16 protein-coding genes are annotated in these 16729 nt (G+C 42.4%); 2 read left to right on the top strand and 14 right to left on the bottom strand.

Features of this window, described 5'->3' with window-relative positions; translation table 11 throughout:
- Positions 1 to 71: 71 nt before the first annotated feature.
- From NYE72_RS14010 to NYE72_RS13985, 6 genes are all read right to left on the bottom strand, one after another.
- Positions 72 to 1175, bottom strand: coding sequence for a Gfo/Idh/MocA family oxidoreductase (locus NYE72_RS14010; RefSeq protein ID WP_076141693.1), 1104 nt, complete (start codon positions 1173 to 1175; stop codon positions 72 to 74).
- A 20-nt stretch (positions 1176 to 1195) separates the two neighbouring features.
- Entirely contained in the window at positions 1196 to 1918 is a 723-nt protein-coding gene (locus NYE72_RS14005) for a ThuA domain-containing protein (protein ID WP_076105575.1), read from the bottom strand.
- A gap of 25 nt (positions 1919 to 1943) precedes the next feature.
- On the bottom strand, positions 1944 to 3104 hold the full coding sequence (locus NYE72_RS14000; RefSeq protein ID WP_038570692.1) for a Gfo/Idh/MocA family oxidoreductase: 1161 nt from the start codon (positions 3102 to 3104) through the stop codon (positions 1944 to 1946).
- A 10-nt stretch (positions 3105 to 3114) separates the two neighbouring features.
- Positions 3115 to 4158 (bottom strand): LacI family DNA-binding transcriptional regulator, encoded by a 1044-nt coding sequence (locus NYE72_RS13995; RefSeq protein WP_036678305.1) that lies wholly within the window; start codon positions 4156 to 4158, stop codon positions 3115 to 3117.
- A 188-nt stretch (positions 4159 to 4346) separates the two neighbouring features.
- On the bottom strand, positions 4347 to 5096 hold the full coding sequence (locus NYE72_RS13990; protein WP_076105574.1) for a sulfite exporter TauE/SafE family protein: 750 nt from the start codon (positions 5094 to 5096) through the stop codon (positions 4347 to 4349).
- A gap of 353 nt (positions 5097 to 5449) precedes the next feature.
- Complete coding sequence (locus NYE72_RS13985) at positions 5450 to 6325, bottom strand: LysR substrate-binding domain-containing protein (RefSeq protein ID WP_076141694.1); 876 nt, start codon at positions 6323 to 6325, stop codon at positions 5450 to 5452.
- A gap of 128 nt (positions 6326 to 6453) precedes the next feature.
- On the opposite strand from NYE72_RS13985, the gene NYE72_RS13980 reads away from it, so the two are divergent.
- Complete coding sequence (locus tag NYE72_RS13980) at positions 6454 to 7347, top strand: DMT family transporter (protein ID WP_076141704.1); 894 nt, start codon at positions 6454 to 6456, stop codon at positions 7345 to 7347.
- Between the two features lie 62 nt (positions 7348 to 7409).
- Here the strand turns inward: NYE72_RS13980 and NYE72_RS13975 are convergent, their stop codons facing one another.
- The 6 genes from NYE72_RS13975 to NYE72_RS13950 all read right to left on the bottom strand — a co-directional run bounded on the left by NYE72_RS13975 (position 7410) and on the right by NYE72_RS13950 (position 13435).
- Positions 7410 to 8909 carry a DHA2 family efflux MFS transporter permease subunit gene (locus tag NYE72_RS13975; protein ID WP_081390145.1) on the bottom strand — a complete coding sequence of 500 codons (1500 nt, stop codon included), beginning with the start codon at positions 8907 to 8909 and terminating at the stop codon, positions 7410 to 7412.
- Positions 8910 to 9156: 247 nt separating this feature from the next.
- Positions 9157 to 9897, bottom strand: coding sequence for a stalk domain-containing protein (locus tag NYE72_RS13970; RefSeq protein ID WP_339211951.1), 741 nt, complete (start codon positions 9895 to 9897; stop codon positions 9157 to 9159).
- 133 nt (positions 9898 to 10030) lie between these two features.
- Positions 10031 to 10795, bottom strand: coding sequence for a M15 family metallopeptidase (locus NYE72_RS13965; protein WP_212592214.1), 765 nt, complete (start codon positions 10793 to 10795; stop codon positions 10031 to 10033).
- 14 nt (positions 10796 to 10809) lie between these two features.
- Positions 10810 to 11721, bottom strand: coding sequence for a hypothetical protein (locus NYE72_RS13960; protein ID WP_076141695.1), 912 nt, complete (start codon positions 11719 to 11721; stop codon positions 10810 to 10812).
- Between the two features lie 59 nt (positions 11722 to 11780).
- Positions 11781 to 13106: an FtsW/RodA/SpoVE family cell cycle protein gene (locus NYE72_RS13955; protein ID WP_076141696.1), complete on the bottom strand. Its 1326-nt coding sequence runs from the start codon at positions 13104 to 13106 to the stop codon at positions 11781 to 11783.
- Positions 13103 to 13435, bottom strand: a complete 333-nt coding sequence (locus NYE72_RS13950; protein ID WP_076141697.1) for a PadR family transcriptional regulator — start codon at positions 13433 to 13435, stop codon at positions 13103 to 13105. Before NYE72_RS13950 ends, NYE72_RS13955 begins: the two co-directional genes overlap by 4 nt.
- A 528-nt stretch (positions 13436 to 13963) precedes the next feature.
- Here NYE72_RS13950 and NYE72_RS13945 point away from each other — a divergent pair.
- Entirely contained in the window at positions 13964 to 14257 is a 294-nt protein-coding gene (locus NYE72_RS13945) for a hypothetical protein (RefSeq protein ID WP_076274006.1), read from the top strand.
- A 119-nt stretch (positions 14258 to 14376) separates the two neighbouring features.
- Here the strand turns inward: NYE72_RS13945 and NYE72_RS13940 are convergent, their stop codons facing one another.
- Both NYE72_RS13940 and NYE72_RS13935 read right to left on the bottom strand, forming a co-directional pair.
- The gene (locus NYE72_RS13940) at positions 14377 to 15831 is read right to left on the bottom strand and encodes a DHA2 family efflux MFS transporter permease subunit (RefSeq protein WP_036685000.1); all 1455 of its coding nucleotides are present in this window, start codon (positions 15829 to 15831) and stop codon (positions 14377 to 14379) included.
- Positions 15832 to 15881: 50 nt separating this feature from the next.
- Positions 15882 to 16451: a TetR/AcrR family transcriptional regulator gene (locus tag NYE72_RS13935; RefSeq protein WP_076100919.1), complete on the bottom strand. Its 570-nt coding sequence runs from the start codon at positions 16449 to 16451 to the stop codon at positions 15882 to 15884.
- Positions 16452 to 16729: the final 278 nt, after the last annotated feature.

Raw genomic sequence — 16729 nt, 5'->3', positions numbered from 1 at the left:
TTAACACCTCCACTCTTCATCTTCTCAAACGAAGACCGGAAGTGATAGGTTGCAGATTCAGGAAGAATTCTCTAATCCAAAGTGTAAGGAGCAAGACCGATTGGAAGTGCCGCAGGACGAGTGCAGGTGCTTTCCATTTCGTAGAATGAATGAGCATCAGAAGAATCATGGAAAGCCCACATTGCTTCTAATACGTGATAAGCCAGTTCTCCACTGGCACGATGCCCTCTACCCGTTCGAATGGCGTAAGCCATATCTGCTGGTCCAATCCCGCGGGTATTCTGATCATACCCGGACAACAACGGCTGTTCCGTCCACTCATTCTCACCCATAAGCCGGAGTTTCACGGGACCCCCAAAGTTATTCGGGTCTGGAACTTGAATCGTTCCTAGCGTTCCGTAGATTTCTATATGCGGCAGGTTGCTCCCGCCAAAGATATCAAAGCTTGTAATCAACGTTGCAATGGCACCATTTTCAAATCGCAAGGTTCCGGCTACGTGAGTTGGAATTTGAACAGGAATTTTATTCCCAAATTTCTTCTCGCTTGTAATCGTACGTTCTTCCAGCGCTTTCCCAGTCATTCCGCTAACCGTATGAATAGGACCCAGCAGCTGCACCAAAGCCGTCAAATAGTAAGGACCCATATCGAACATTGGACCTCCACCAGCGGCATAATAAAATTCCGGATCTGGATGCCAATGCTCATGTCCACGGCCCAGCATAAACGAAGTAGCTGCAACAGGTTCGCCAATTACTCCTTCATCTATCAGCTTCAAAACCGTTTGAATTCCCGCTCCGAAGAACGTCTCCGGTGCACTGCCCACAAGTACTCCCTTTTCCCGCGCCGCAGTCAGAACTTTGCGTCCTTCTTCTCTCGTCACAGCTAGAGGTTTCTCAACGTATACATGTTTACCCGCTTCAATAGCTTTCAGGCATACTTCCGCATGAACAGCTGGTATCGTTAAGTTGATTACGATTTCTATCTCTGGATCATTCAGTAATTGTTCTGTGGTATAGACGTTTGGAATATTGTATTTATCCGCTTGTTCTTGTGCTCTTACCAAATCTAAATCCGCACATGCAACTAGATCAAGGATCTCAAACTTTTGACAGTTCTCCATATAGATACTACTGATTTTACCGCATCCAATAATACCAACTTTGACTTTATCCATTCGCTGATCGCTCCCAGAATTTATTGACTGTCTGCCATTCCACTATAGCTATTACTAACCTCCATAACATTGGACAATGCCTGCGCTTTACCTTCAGCTGCCCATATTAATCCTCTGCGCATCATTTCACGCACTTGCGGCTGATCTACAATGTCCGCATGATGCCCGAGTGAATTATAATAAACTCTGCCCAAGCCCCAACGTTTTGTCCAAGCTACTGGCATATCAACAGCCTTATTATACGAATGAGGCCCTTCAACTACTGGAAAACGAGTCGTAGCAAGAACTTCAACAGCTGGATCTACATGAAGATAATATTGCTCTGAGCAAATGCTGAAATCTTCTAATCCTTCTACCAGAGGACTTGAGCTTTGACAAATCTCTACGGTATAGTTAACGCCGTCATTACCAGGATGAGCTACCCATTGTCCACCCGTCATAAACTGCCAATCTACATTATTACGAAAAGAATCACACATCCCGCCATGGCAACCGGCAAGACCTGTTCCATGCTGTACAGCTGCTGAGACATTATTCACAAGTTCCTGCTCGATTGTGCCCATTGTCCATACCGGCACGATCAAATCTAGTCCAAGAAGCTTATCTGCATCAGCAAAAGCCTCCAGAGTATTTGATACTTCAACTTCAAACTGTTCCTCTTGCAACATTTTAGCGATTATATCAGCTACCTGCTCAGGCTCATGACCATCCCAACCGCCCCAAACAATCAATGCTTTTCTCATTTTCAGCACTCCTTCTAAGGTTAGATTACATTTCGGATAAATCGACCCAACGGCGTTCATCAATAGAACGTTCTACAGCCTCTAACACCGCTTGGCATTTCACTCCATCATTGAAATTTGGTTCTGGCTGACGACCTTCTTCAATTGCGTTAGAAAGCTCCAGCATTTCGTGAATAAACGTATGTTCAAAACCAATCGTATGACCAGGCGGCCACCAAGCCTCTGCATACTCATGAGCAGGATCGGTCGCCAGCACACGGCGAAAACCTTGTACATCCTCGGCATCCGAGGTCAAATAAACTTCTAATTCATTCATACGTTCGAAGTCGAATTTCACACTACCAAGACTCCCATTGATCTCAAAAGAATTGGTAGAGCGATGACCCGCTGCGAATCTTGTAGCTTCAAAGCTGCCCAGAGCACCATTATCAAAACGGGCTAAAAACAAGGTGGCATCGTCAACGGTAACCTTACCCTTGGGTGCATCTTTATCTCCTTTAGCGCTTAAACCAGTCATTTCAGCGGCAAGCGGACGCTCTTTTATGAAGGTCTCGCTCATGCCGATTACTTCCTTCATATCGCCTACTAAGAAATGAGCCAAATCTATAAGATGCGCCCCCAAATCTCCATGCGAACCTGAACCGGCGATATCCTTCTGCAGTCTCCATACTAAAGGGAAATCCGGATCTATTATCCAATCTTGTAGAAACCAAGCCCGAAAATGATAAATCTTTCCCAGACGCCCACTCTCTATGAGCTTCTTAGCCAGTCGAACTGCCGGAGAAAAGCGATAATTAAAACCAACCATATGTGTAACTCCCGCGTCTTCAGCAGCTTGCAGCATTTCACGGGAATCTGCCAAGGTCAGCGCAAGTGGTTTTTCACAAAAAATATGTTTACCTGCTTTGGCTGCTGCCAAAGCTATCTCCTTGTGCGCGTTGCTGGGAGCATTAATATCTATAAGATCAATATCCTCTCGAGCGATCAGATCCTTCCAATCCGTAACACAATCCGCCCAGCCTAACTGCGATGCAGCTTCTTCAAGCGCTTCACTATTACGTCCACAGATTACAGACATTTCCGGTTTAAGCGCTTTCGGGAAAAACATAGGCAAACTGCGATAAGCATTACTGTGGGCTTTACCCATAAATTTATAACCGATCATTCCAATGCGAAGCTGTTTCATCTTATTCCTCCTAAGTGTTGATAGATTTAGATGAAGCTCGTATAACTAGTTCTGTCGGTAATTTGATCTGTACGGCTGGTGCGGGTATATCTGCCAGATTGTTTCCCAGCAATTCAATGATTTGGGCTGCGGCAAGTTCACCTAGTTCGTAAAAGGGAACCCGCACACTGCTTAATGCAGGTGTGGTAAGCTCCGCAGCTTCCGAATCATCATAACCCACAATAGCTGGCAGGCGATCCCTTGGTATTCCTAGCTCCTGCAGCCCTTGCTGCAAACCAATGGCCATCCGATCATTGGCGACCATAATCGCATCAATCTCATCCAGCAGAGGCAACATTTCTTTGGCAGCTATAATCCCGCTTTTCCGGCTGAAGTTACCTTCGAACAAAAGTGAAGAATCTACAGAAAGATTCACCTCTGCCAAAGCGCGGGCATACCCCGTTAGACGATCTCGGCTGTTGGAATAAGATTCAGGCCCATTTAGAAAAGCAATCCTCGTAAAACCTTGTTCCAGTAAGTGTTTAGCCGCTTGCCAGCTTCCTTCGACATGATCGGCATCCACCTCGTGAAAAGCTTCCCCTGCAAAATGCTGATTAATCAGACAAAAAGGATGGTTTTCTTCCTTCAAACGGCGGAGTGAGGCTAGCTCACCTGGCTCTTCTTTAGCGCCAAGCACAATGCAAGCATCGATCTTCCGCATCTTAAACAACCCGCTATAATCCATTGGCTCTTCGGCATTCCGAAACAGCATTAACAGATCATAACCCTCTTCTCGCGCCTTGCTCCCTATTCCACTTAATATTTCCGAAAAATAATAAGTGGAGAACAAGCGGGCTTTCGGCAAATAAGGCATCACTACACCCAAGTTCCCGCTCCGTCTACGTGCAAAGCTCTGAGCGAGTGAACTAGGGGTATAGCCTAGCTTCAGAGCAGCTGCCAACACACGTTCCTTCGTTTCTTCCTTAATCGGGCCAACGTTATTTAACACGCGAGATACTGTGGCTTCTGACACACCTGCAAGCTCGGCAACCTCTTTACGGCTGGCGATATAAATTCCTCCTTCTCATAGGTTATGAACAGTGACATTTAGCCTCGTTCAATATACTATTCGAAAACGCATTCATTTAATGTACGCGCGTACATTTTCTCATGAACAAGGCTCTTCGTCAACCCTAAGATTGGATAAATTTAAAAGACGTTCGTATACACTAAGGAGAAGAACGTCTTTCTATTTCTTTTCAACTATCCGCGAGGTACTAGCAATAGGACACCAAGTAAAATGATAATCAGAAATAAGTAACTCTCAAATTTCTTAGCAGGAATACGTTTATTCACATATACACCGAGCACTGTAGCTAAGATAATTGCTGGAATAGAATATCCATAAAGAACAAGAGCATCCGTAGTCCACAATCCCCCGATAGCATGACCAGTTACAACAAGTACACCAGAAATAAGAAAATGAGCTTGCAACGTACCCCGAAAGCGATCAGGATTCCACTGTCGTAAAGTACCATAGATCACGACCGGGACACCATTAAAGTTATAAGCACCGCCAAGTACACCCGAAGCGAATCCGAAGGGATACACCCAGCCTTTTGCCTTAAGCAAGGGATGATCGATCGTCTTAACTATTCTCTTCTTAATCACTGAATAAACTCCATAAACAATCAAAAATATACCAAGTCCAGTCATAATTACACTTGCAGGTGCTAAATAAAGCATAACTAGTCCTACAGGAATTCCTATCACTGTTGAGAGTGCTAATCGAATCAGAATAGGTCGTTCTATATGCCGCCACCCACTCACAACTGTAAGTGAGGCAACCGTGAGGCCTGCCAATCCAATCAAAGAAACTGAGGTATGTATAGGAATCGGGAGCAGTGCAAGCAGTGGCATGCTCACAATCGCTTCACCAAAACCAAACATGGTTCTCATCAAGGCACCTATAAATACTGCTACTACGACTAGTGTAATTATTGTAACGGACAATCGTTTATCCCCCTCCTAATCTCATCCATCCGTAATTGTGTATAAAATCATCACATAGACAGATCATCTGGAATACATTTCTTTTTCCCACTCTTCTAATTATAACATATCATTCGCTAAAAAACAGATATCGATAGAGAACAAACGCGCATTTTAACATCCCTAAAATCCATCACATTGCCGTTATAACTACACAATAATGGAGATATACATATATTAACGAAAACCCCTTAAAATCGATTACAGAGGCCCGTATGTATTACCCTTTTTCTAAAAAACAACTAAGTATCTAAAAAAAACTGATTCCCCTAACGTTGAAGAGGTATCAGTTTCTTATTTTTTGACGTATTTATTTAGGCGTTATCTTTCAGCCACACTTGCACATGCTTTAGAAATTTTTTGGTGACGGGAGAAGCGTATTTCATAGAGTGGACAGCAATTCCTAACGATCTGAAACTTCGTTCCTCTAATTCTAACATGGCTACATTATAATTTTGCCGGGTTAAGACAAGCTCTGGCAAAATACTAATCCCAAGCCCCTTCTCCACCATAGACATAATGGCATAGTCATCACCCGCAGAGAATTTAACATTTGGTTTAATCCCCGCCTTATCCAGCACACGTCTAACATCATAATCCGAACCTGCTTTCGGGATAATGAAATCCTCCTTAGCAATTTGCGATAAGGAAAGAAAGGGCTCCGTGCTTAGCGGATTCTCTTTAGATACAATCCCTAACATCCGGTCTTTTTTTAAAGGAATTACATCAAACTTCTCACGTGTAGGCAGTGAAATAAAACCGCAGTCGATCACTCCAGCCTCTATCCATTGCTCAACCTCCAAATAACCGCCTTCCATCAGCTTGATTTCTATATAAGGGTATTCACTGCGAAATTGCTTAATCATCCCTGGCAGCCAATGCACAGACACACTGGTGAACGTACCGATGGTAATCGTGCCAATCTCTAGCCCGTGGATGTCCGCTACCTCCTGCTTCAATTTCTCGTTCCACTTCAAGATTTCACGGATAGGCTGCAGAACTTGTTCTCCGTTTACCGTCAATTTCACACCGGATCTATTTCTAATTAATAACGCGAACCCAAACTCCATCTCCAAGCTGCTAATGGTGTGACTAATTCCGGATTGCGTAAAACCCAGTACATCTGCTGCTTTTGTTAAGCTGCCTAGCTCCACAACTTTCAGAAAAATCTCATATTTATTAATGCTCAACCTCTGTTCCCACCCTTATAAATTGCATAAGTTTTACTCATGTATTCTATGATAAACATTCAGTTACCTTATGTATAGAGCCGTATTATACTATATTGAGTTGAAAATGAAGAAGGATGGATGAAGAGATGAAACCGCTCAAAGCTGAGCTGCTGCTGTTAGTTGTAACATTATTTTGGGGCTCCTCCTACATATTTATGAAAATGGGGTTAGGTACGTTAGGCGAATTCAATCTGATTGCACTGCGCTTCGGACTTGCTTTTATATTAGCCGTTATGATATTCCACAAACGATTAAGACGAGTAGACATCAAAACATTAAAATATGGCGCCCTACTCGGATTCCTCCTGCTCGGCGTATTCACATGTATAACCTTCGGACTTCAAACAACCACCACCTCAAACGCAGGATTTCTAGTTGCGTTGACGGTTATTTTTGTACCGATCTTGGATCGAGTTATTTTCAAAAAAAGAGTTGCACCTCCACAAGTGTTCGGCTCCATCCTCGCCATAGCCGGGATTGGACTCCTTACCTTAAATGCAACCTTAACTATTCAGCCGGGTGATTTCCTGTGTATCCTTTCGGCAGTGTTCTATGCGGTACAGATCTTATTTACAGGCAAGGCGGTAAAAGAATGTGATTCCCTGAATATCGGAATCTTGCAGTTAGGATTTGCCGGAGGGTTGGCCTTAGTGTTGTCCGCACTCTTCGAGACACCTGCGCTACCGTCTACTTTGCCAGGTTGGACTGCAATTCTTGCGCTTGGTATCTTATGCAGTGCCTGTGGCTTCATCCTGCAACCTATTGCTCAAAAATATACTTCACCGACCCGCACCGGACTAATCTTCTCCCTTGAGCCGGTCTTCGCTGCGATGTTTGGTTATTGGTTCGCTGCTGAGAAGTTATCGATGCAGGGTTATGCTGGCGCAGCGCTTGTTCTGCTCGGAATCGTGGCTTCTGAATTGCTTGGTAAAGCAACACTCCCCGCATCGTGGGCTCAGAAGAAACCAGAGCATTTATAACAATAAAGGCGTCGTTCAACTATACAAGCTGAACGACGCCTTTTCTATGTTTATTGGTTCAATTAATGCCCCATCATCATCGCCGCATCTGCCTTCTGTCCCTCTCCAGAGGAAGGATCGCCAGCGGAAAGCTTAGGCTTGCGCAAAATAATACTCATTAATACACCTACCACACCTATGCAGCCAGACAGGAAGAACACATCATCAAAACCACTAACTGCGGCTGTCAAAGGATTACTTCCCGCTTTCAGTGCTCCCATATGAACAGCGATCTGACTAGTCAGGTAACCTGTCATTCCAGCTATAGCAAATGAAACAACGACTTGTTGAGCAGCAGCAGTAAGTGAAGTTACACTTCCCACCCATTCACGTGGAGCAGCATTCAAAACATGAGTATTCAAAGGCATCATCGTTAGACCCATACCAAAACCTAAGAAACCCAGGTATGTCATAATTAACGATAAATTTGTTGAAACACTAATTCCGGATAACAGGAACAAGGTGACCGTAATGATACTAAGTCCAACAAACGCCAGCGGACGAGCCCCGATCTTATCAAACAACCTGCCGCCAATCGGCATTCCGATTGCTGAAGCTAAAGCCTGCGGAAGTAGAATTAGGCCGGTCTCCAGCGGGGTATAGCTTCTAATCTGCTGCAGATAAAGGGGCACAAATAACATGGACCCAAACAAAGCGGCTTGCATAACCCAAGTTAAAATAATACCCCGAGTGAAATCCGACGAACGGAAAACTCGCAGTTGTAAAAGCGGATTTTTGTGAAGCAGCTCCACAATGACAAGAAGGATCAATGCAACCCCTCCAACAGATAAGCCAACAATAGCGGGAGTAGACGACCAGCTTGTTCCACCGCCTTCATTCACCCCATAAGCCAACATAGAGAAGGCAATTGGGGCAAGGATAATGCCTAGGATATCGAGTTTGCCTTTGCTCTTTTTTTCAGAATTCGGCAAATATTTAACACCAAGAATAATGCCAACGATTCCAATAGGTACATTAATCAGAAAGATCCAGTGCCAGCTTACGTACTCCACCAGCCAACCGGATAAGACTGGACCGAGTGCCGGAGCTAAAAGCATTGGAATACCAAGCATCCCCATAATAGAACCTCGACGTTCTACTGGAGCTAATTTAAAAACCATCGCCATCCCAATGGGAGCAACCATCCCCCCGCCAAGACCTTGAATGACTCGAAAAATAATGAGCTGAGATGAGCTTTGTGCAACCGAACATAACATAGAGCCAAGAATAAACATCGTAAGAGTTGCCAGAAAAACTTGTTTCGATCCAAAACGATCGGTCATCCAGCCCGCGAGTGGGATTACAGCCGCTAAAGCTAAAGTATAACCCGTAATCGCCCACTGAATCGTTTTGAGATCGGAAGCAAAATAATCAACCAGCTTGGGAACGGCCACATTCACAACAGTACCATCCAGAATAACCATAATCATACCGACAATAATAGCAAGAAGCGGGGGGATGATTGCTTTTAACGAAAATGGTTGATCTTCTGCAGTACTCATTCCAGTCATAGTTTTTGTCATCCAGTACTCCACTCATTTCTCTAATTTAATTAAATGCTTTATTGATTATTTCAAATTTTAATTTACATTCGATGAATCTCGAAGTCAACAAATAAAACCATTTTTTCCATTAAAAACACATCGAGTTTACGATACCCTTCAGAAATTATCTTGAAATGTATATTAGAACAGCAAAAAGACTATGCATGATCCCCTTAAATCTTCTTGCTTGGGAAATGTGCATAGTCATCATGGAATCATTTTCCGATTAGAGCGTCTCTCTTAATTCTATAATTTTGCCCGATGTGTTCAATATAATTTCAAGTGGAATCTCTATCTCTGCAAAATCCAATACACAGCGGATAGAAAATTTATCCTCGTTATAGCTACTTTTTGTAGATTTAATCCCATGATAATTCCCGGCTTTTACCGTAATTTGCTTCCAGTCTTCCAGTAATCCATTGGAGCTTGGCTTATTTACGACCACATCATAATGATATCGCTCCGATAATTCATTATATTTACCGCCGACCAGTAACCCCGCTATAACACTCGCTGTCACTTCAGGGGTATACACTTCAACTTGATTGGACTCCCCATCATATGAGGTTACTAAACCAATTGTCTTAAAAAAGGAGATTGGAACATAGATATGATCCTGTCTGAATTCGAAATCATCTTTAAAAAACAACTCTTGTGCATTATTGATGCTAACCAAATGTTCGTTAAGCTTCCATTTAATTATTTCATTTATCCTTGTTAGTGTTATAGTTTCTGAACTTTTTTGATATGTTGTTTTATATTTCAATGCATTAGAAGCCTCTCTGAGCGGAATCATGACTGTGGAACCCTTGTTGAAGGCTGAATGGGGATCAGTATCCAGTACTTTACCATTCAAAATTACGCTAACCTGGCCGGAGTCTGCCCATACTGTTGGAGCGGCAAATCCACCAAATCCATTAGTTAAAAATAGAACACCTAACACAACAACCGCTGCCATTTTGATCATCCGTTCGAAACCTCCCTTTTATCTATTACAAGTATTATGTGCGTTTCCAGCATGTGCTAATCCTAATGATAATCAAGACAAGCAAAAAAAAAGAAGCCGTTCAACATTATGTTGGGCCGCTTCTTATAAATAACTATTCCACTTTGAAGTCAAAATACTGCTTTGGAAAAGGTTCTTTTATCAGCGTAAAATGCCACCATTCCTTACTATAAGGTTTAAAGCCTTGCTTCACCATAACCTCTTTGAGAATTGCGCGATTTGCTTTCTGAGTCTTGGTGATTAACGATGTATCATAAAAAGAGATATCTCCGAAAAAATCAAACAGGCTGCCCATATCTACATCTACACCGGTCTCTTTATTGACGATCGTTAAATCGATGGTACTGCCACGGGAATGTCCTGATTTTTTCGCTATAAATCCGAGTTTGAATAAATTACGTTTATCCAGTAGCGGGTAATATTGCTGCTTCATCTTAGTATCCGCGGAATTCTGTGACCATCTTACAAAATGATTCACCGCGGTCTGCGGACGATAAGCATCATAGATTTTTAGGATATATCCTTTTTTGGCTAAATCCTCACTTACTGCCTTCAAGGCTGTAGCCGCAGTCCTTGAAAAGATCGCTAAAGGCGCTTTATATCCATCAATCCGCTTCCCTACAAAATTATTGTCTCCGTAATAACGAATCTCAAATTGAGCAGTAGGAATTACTTCATCCAAATAGACAAATCCTTGCGGCAGGCTGTTTTTCTTCTCCAGCTGCATTTGCTGCAGTACATTGTCTGTAGATGAGCCAACGTAAGCTGCATCTGCGCTGCCCATAACAATAGTGTTTGTCCATAACAACAGCACAAATGCGAAAACTATGATTTTTGTTCCTCTAAATCCGGTTCTCAAAGGATCCCGCCTCTTCATTTCGAATTAACCGTTTGATTCAGAAATTTTTCCACTTCAGGTGTGAGTTTATTATTCGTGGAATCAAGTAACTGTAGTAGTTTTTCTAAAATCATTAGGATTCTGGTGTCGCCTTTGTTTCCTTTTAATGCATTCTCATACGCCTTTTTCACTTCAGGTTTGATTATTTGCTCATCATAGTCATAAGCTGGTGTGTTGCTTGACCCATATAATAAGCGTGAAGTTGCATTAAGCAGCTCTTTTTGTAAAACGGTTGACCGATTGGAAGCTGGATATTTCGTCACAAAATCCTCCAGTGCTAGCGCCCTGTTCGTTAACTCTGTCCAACTAATCACAATAGCTGCATCAAATACACTTGGTTGATTCGATTCAGTGGCCATGATGTCAATGTAAGCTGCGATGTCCTTCGTGACATACGGCTTAAAGCTTTTGAAGCCCTCATAATGCATCACTGGATAGTACATGCCCTCACTAGTCTCCAGCTTATATCCCTTATCCCGTCCTTCAATTAACATATTGCGTACATTGGCATCTTTGATCGAATTAAGGAGTGTGCTGTAGGTTAGATTTTTGCTTTTGGAAAAAGCATTATTTATCTCTTTCTGAACATTCTCCGGAAAAACCTTCTCAGAGTACACAGGTAAATATGCCTTCTGTGCATTTTCGAGCTGGAGTGTCATTAGAGTTGCTGTCCAGGTATCCACTTCTTTGATATGGTTAATCAAATAATTCCGTGCGTTAGCCAGAGATGCCGGCTTCTGTACATATTGCTGGAATTGATTATAGACTTTTGCAGATTCTTTCACAGTTGCGGCAGCTACAGTATCTGTTGTATGTATACTCCCAAACCCTCCCATAGAGCCTAGGGCAAAGGCAACACTTAACAAGCCTGTTTTTTTCCATCCCATTAAAAGACCTCCCTTAAGTATTCATACTTAATAATTAGACATACGAGAGGATCCTGAATCTAACTTAGTACAGTATTATCCTGGACGCCTCCAATGTCCTTCCTACGATAAATACCCATCAGAAGTCCAATAGCCGCATATTCAAACCACACATGACTCCCATAGCTCAGGAAAGGGAACGGGATAGAAGTCAGCATCATTCCACCGCTCAAAATAGCAAGACCATAGGTTAGTCTTATCGCTAGCAAAAATGCCAAACCCAACACTAGAGCTTGTCCATAGGGCTCACGAATCGCTCGTATCGTAGATAGAAGCTTGATGAAGAACCAGGAGATAACTGCCAGCAAAAGCAGTGCCCCCGCCCAACCAAAACAATGAATAAGATAGACAGGCAACATATCTGAGTAGACATACGGCAGCTTTTGTTCTACTGCTCCGAATCCGTGCCCCCACCAACCCGCTGAACTAATAACTTCACGCATTACTTGGTATATATAGCCATAACCGTCTGGATCTAAAGAGGGATTTATAGCACTAATGATTCTGACCATCAGGTAGTCGCTATTGAAGATGAACATTAGTCCAACTATTACAAAGAACCCTAATAATACTACACTCTTTATCCAATCGCGAGTAATCCATACATATAATACTAATGAAGAAATTAGATACACCACAAGCTCTGGAAGAGAGTTTAAAGAGATTAGAAGCAAGGCAGGTGCTAACAGAATGCTTATGTTGAACAAACCACTCCGCCAAGTTTTCTTTTTAGCCGATTCCTTGCGATTCACTAAAATCCCTGCTAACGCGACTATCAAAACATAAGGACGATAGGATGTCATATCAGGTAAGATCAAAAAAATCCTAGGACCATAATTCACTCCATTTATTGTTATCCCCCAGAATATACTCGACAGAATTCCGGCTATTGATGTTCCGTATAATACCCACGAGAAACTTTTCAGCTTTCTGAAATCGATAAAATACAATCCAAACATCAATACAATTCCAATGAGTATATTTATCGCTTGGCGTCTAAACGCATTATCCAAAAAAGAACCCTTAACGATATCACTGTAGCCTACATCCACAGAACTCATTCCGATCAGACTGATCGCGGATAACAAAGCTACAACTCCAAACAATCCCCAAGGTACATGTGGTTTATGTATTAGATGAAGTTCCTTCCCTAACGTTTGCGGGCTCCCCATTTGTTCGATCGCCCAAGCTATGGCTTCTTCCCGTGATACACCGTCGGCTTCTTTTTCACAAATTAAATCTTCTAGATGACTAGCTAATTCTTGACGTATCTCTGGGTGAGTTTTTTTCGCTTTAATCTCTGCACACACTACATCCAAAAATTGCTGCTGCCTCTCTTTCATCATACACCACCCTCTCCCAGAACGGAGTCAACTGCACCTTTAAACATAACCCATTCTGCTTTTTTCTCCTTGAGTTTCTCTTTACCTTCATCCAGGATTCTATAGTACTTACGCTTCCTTCCTTCTACCTCCATCCAGTAAGCCTCTACCCAGCGCTCACTTTCCATCGCATGCAGAATCGGATACAAGGTTCCTTCTTTTAATGAAAAAACACCCTGAGATCTCAGCTCCAGCGCTTTGATCAACTCATAACCATATAATGGCTTCTCCAGTAAAAGAGTCAGAATCAACGTTCCCGTACTGCCCTTCAGCATCTCTTTACTTACTTTCAACGGCTAACACCTCCTAAATTCTAAACTTTACAATTGGCGTGGATGTATCTGATCCACTAAACAAATTTCACTCATCATAGCAGTTGATCTGCATCCTTGGACCGGATTCGGCTCATTCTACGGGATTTATACCGTTGATTTGCACCCCCGGGCCGGCGTGGGCTCATTCTACGGGATTTATACCGTTGATTTGCTTCTTCGTCCAATGACTAATATCTGTATACATGAATATTATTTATCCTTTTATACCTAGGACAACTATACATCGTAAATCTATGTATGTAAAGTTCCTCTTATTCCCCCCCCTTATTCCATCCCTATTCCCCACTCTCCCATGTATAATAATGGTAATACAAGCGACATTTTGAGGAGATCTACCATGCAAAAAACAACAATAGCCATCTGGAGTTTTTCGTTCTTTTCATAGTTATTTTCGTTGGATATATGCTCCATAACAATTCTTTGACCTATTATGAGGCGTGGAAGATAAATTGGGGAATAGCGATCTCTAAACCTACAGAGTCAAAAGTGATATTTGAAAGTCCACCCAGTTTCCATGGGGATGGCGAAAGCTATTACGTATTAAATTACAACGAAAAGCAATTCATAGAAATCAAAGACGCAGCATTTTGGCATCCCCTCAATGTTGAATCCATTGACCCCTTAAAAGAGAGAATATCAAGCTTCAAAGATTCCGTGATGGCCATTTATCCAAATGAAAAAGCCAAATACGAAAAATTATTTTGGGCGAACCTTATAGAACTCGAAGAAAGTGGATTATATTACTATAAGAAAAAGATGATGATAGCTACTGTATCGTGATCCTTAACGTGGAATTAAAACGAGTATATATGATGGAATGGACACAATGATTGACGACAAAAAAGGAGTGCTAGAACTGTTGCCAGTTAGCACTCCTTTTAATCGAATTCCTCTAATTATTAATGCATTGGAGTATTCATTTTATGATTAACAACTACTCTTTTTATGAAGAAAGCAAGAATTAGTCCTACAATCGCCATACTCATTCCGAAAATAAAAGCATTTTGTACACCGTTCGTGAACGCAGGTAACATATTAGCTGGATCTGCTGGGTTCTCTACAGTTTTCATATAGCTTTTTGAACCCGCGGACATAATGCTGACTGCTAATGCAGTACCAATTGCACCAGCAACCTGCTGCAGTGTATTCATGATAGCTGTACCATCTGGATATAGCTCTAGTGGTAACTGGTTAATACCATTTGTTTGTGCCGGCATAAATACCATCGAAATACCAATCATAAGCGTACTGTGAAGTACGATTACGAACACAACCGTAGAAGCTACACTAATACTGGAGAAGAACCACAAGGCTACCGCTGCAATAATCAGACCTGGAATAACGAGCCATTTCGGACCGTATTTATCAAACATACGACCCATAATTGGGGACATCAATCCGTTTATAATTCCGCCTGGAAGCAGCAACAGACCTGCTTTGAAAGCTGTATAACCTTGTCCTTGTTGAAGGTACATCGGAAGAATTAGCATGGAGGACAGAATAACCATCATACAGATAAATACCATAGCTACACCAATAGCGAACATTGGATATTTAAAAGCACGCAGATTAATCATTGGCTCCTTCATCTTCATTTGACGAAGTCCAAACAATAACAATGCTACTACACCTACGATGATCGCAATGATCACTTTCGGACTTCCCCAGCCCGCTTCTTCACCCGCGCTGCTGAAACCAAACACGATACCGCCAAACCCGAGTGAAGATAACACAATGGAGAGGATATCAATTTTTGGTTTCGTCACCTTTGTTACATTCTGCATGAACAGAATCCCGAATATCAATGCAATCACCAAGAATGGCAATGACAACCAGAAAATCCAGTGCCAGCTGAGGCTTTCAATTAGAAGTCCAGCAATGGTAGGTCCAATCGCCGGAGCAACCATGATAACCAGTCCGATCATCCCCATTGCAGCCCCCCGTTTTTCAGGAGCAATGATGATAAGGATTGTATTAAACATCAGTGGCAACAGAAGCGCTGTTCCCATAGCTTGAACCACTCTTGCTGTAAGTAAGAACTCAAAGTTAGGTGAGACTGCTGCCAGGAATGTTCCTAGAATTGAAAAACATAAAGCCGCTATAAACAGCTGTCTCGTCGAGAACCATTGAAGCAGCATCCCCGAAATTGGTACTAATATACCCAGTGTAAGCAGATAAGCTGTTGTCAACCATTGTGCTGTTGCTGGGGTAATTTGTAAGACATTCATTAGATCGCTTAAAGCAACATTTAATGCCGTTTCACTGAACATTCCGATAAAACCTGCTAGTAATAAAGAGACAAGAATCGGAATAGTCTTAAACTTCTTGACCTCTTTTTGTTGATTCCCTTGCATAGTTGCTTCCACCCTTAATCCTCCTGATAATCTTGTCTATTTGTCTGTATCTAACCAAGTATTGCTGGGATAATCTTTGCCGCCGCGAGAAGCGGTTGTTCATCCCGAAAAGTCAGCGTCTGGAGAAGCGCACCTTCAAATAAAGAGATTACCACTGAAGCCTTATCGGCCGCGGGCTTGTTCTCTACGCCTTCATCCAAAAGACGTTTCTTGATCACATCCTGCAAGTCCATAAACACAGATTTACATGCTGTCCGCAGCTCTTCACTAATACAGGATGTTTCCGCCGCTAACCAAAAACTAAACGGAACTATCCCCTCGTATGAGGACTCCACTGCATCTTTAGCCATTCCTAGAATGAAATCCTCCATTGCCTCAGACGCACTCTTGCTGTTCTCCATATGATGTCTAAGCTTCTGAGCGACAACTTCACTAGTCCGGTTAATACATGTTAAAGCCAGTTCTTCTTTGCCGTGGGGAAAGTAGTAATAAAGAGATCCCTTCGGCGAGTCGCTGTCTTTAATAATCTGATTCAGTCCTGTTGCATGATATCCCTGAGAAAAAAACAATTTCGAAGCTGTGTCCAAAATCGCCTCACGCGTATTCGGCTTGTTCGACAAGCTGACACTTCCTTTGCATTATAACAATTGGTCTACATAATAAAACCATATTTTAAAGAGATATGTCAACACATAAATTACTTAAATTCAAAGTAATTTTGGTGGAAGATCGTGGAGGTTGGGTTGGGTTGGGTTGGGTTGGGTTAGCTCCATCCTCCCTATCGGACTCAGATGCAGCTATTTGTGCTAAAACGGGCTTTTGGACACATTTTCGGACCTGAGCGACGCTATTCCGCTCATAGGGAGCTGATTTCCTCCCTTTTTGTGCTCATAGCTGC

Source organism: Paenibacillus sp. FSL L8-0333, assembly GCF_037965665.1.
Lineage (GTDB): Bacteria > Bacillota > Bacilli > Paenibacillales > Paenibacillaceae > Paenibacillus_AQ > Paenibacillus_AQ odorifer.
This window is presented reverse-complemented; position numbering and strand designations above follow the sequence as displayed.

Excerpts from the sequence above, each read along its gene's own strand:
- NYE72_RS14000 (WP_038570692.1), bottom strand. The coding sequence starts at position 3,104 with ATGAAACAGCTTCGCATTGGAATGATCGGTTATAAATTTATGGGTAAA.
- NYE72_RS13940 (WP_036685000.1), bottom strand. The coding sequence starts at position 15,831 with ATGCAAGGGAATCAACAAAAAGAGGTCAAGAAGTTTAAGACTATTCCG.
- NYE72_RS13980 (WP_076141704.1), top strand. The coding sequence starts at position 6,454 with ATGAAACCGCTCAAAGCTGAGCTGCTGCTGTTAGTTGTAACATTATTT.
- NYE72_RS13975 (WP_081390145.1), bottom strand. The coding sequence starts at position 8,909 with ATGACAAAAACTATGACTGGAATGAGTACTGCAGAAGATCAACCATTT.
- NYE72_RS14010 (WP_076141693.1), bottom strand. The coding sequence starts at position 1,175 with ATGGATAAAGTCAAAGTTGGTATTATTGGATGCGGTAAAATCAGTAGT.
- NYE72_RS13955 (WP_076141696.1), bottom strand. The coding sequence starts at position 13,106 with ATGATGAAAGAGAGGCAGCAGCAATTTTTGGATGTAGTGTGTGCAGAG.
- NYE72_RS13960 (WP_076141695.1), bottom strand. The coding sequence starts at position 11,721 with ATGGGATGGAAAAAAACAGGCTTGTTAAGTGTTGCCTTTGCCCTAGGC.
- NYE72_RS14005 (WP_076105575.1), bottom strand. The coding sequence starts at position 1,918 with ATGAGAAAAGCATTGATTGTTTGGGGCGGTTGGGATGGTCATGAGCCT.
- NYE72_RS13970 (WP_339211951.1), bottom strand. The coding sequence starts at position 9,897 with ATGATCAAAATGGCAGCGGTTGTTGTGTTAGGTGTTCTATTTTTAACT.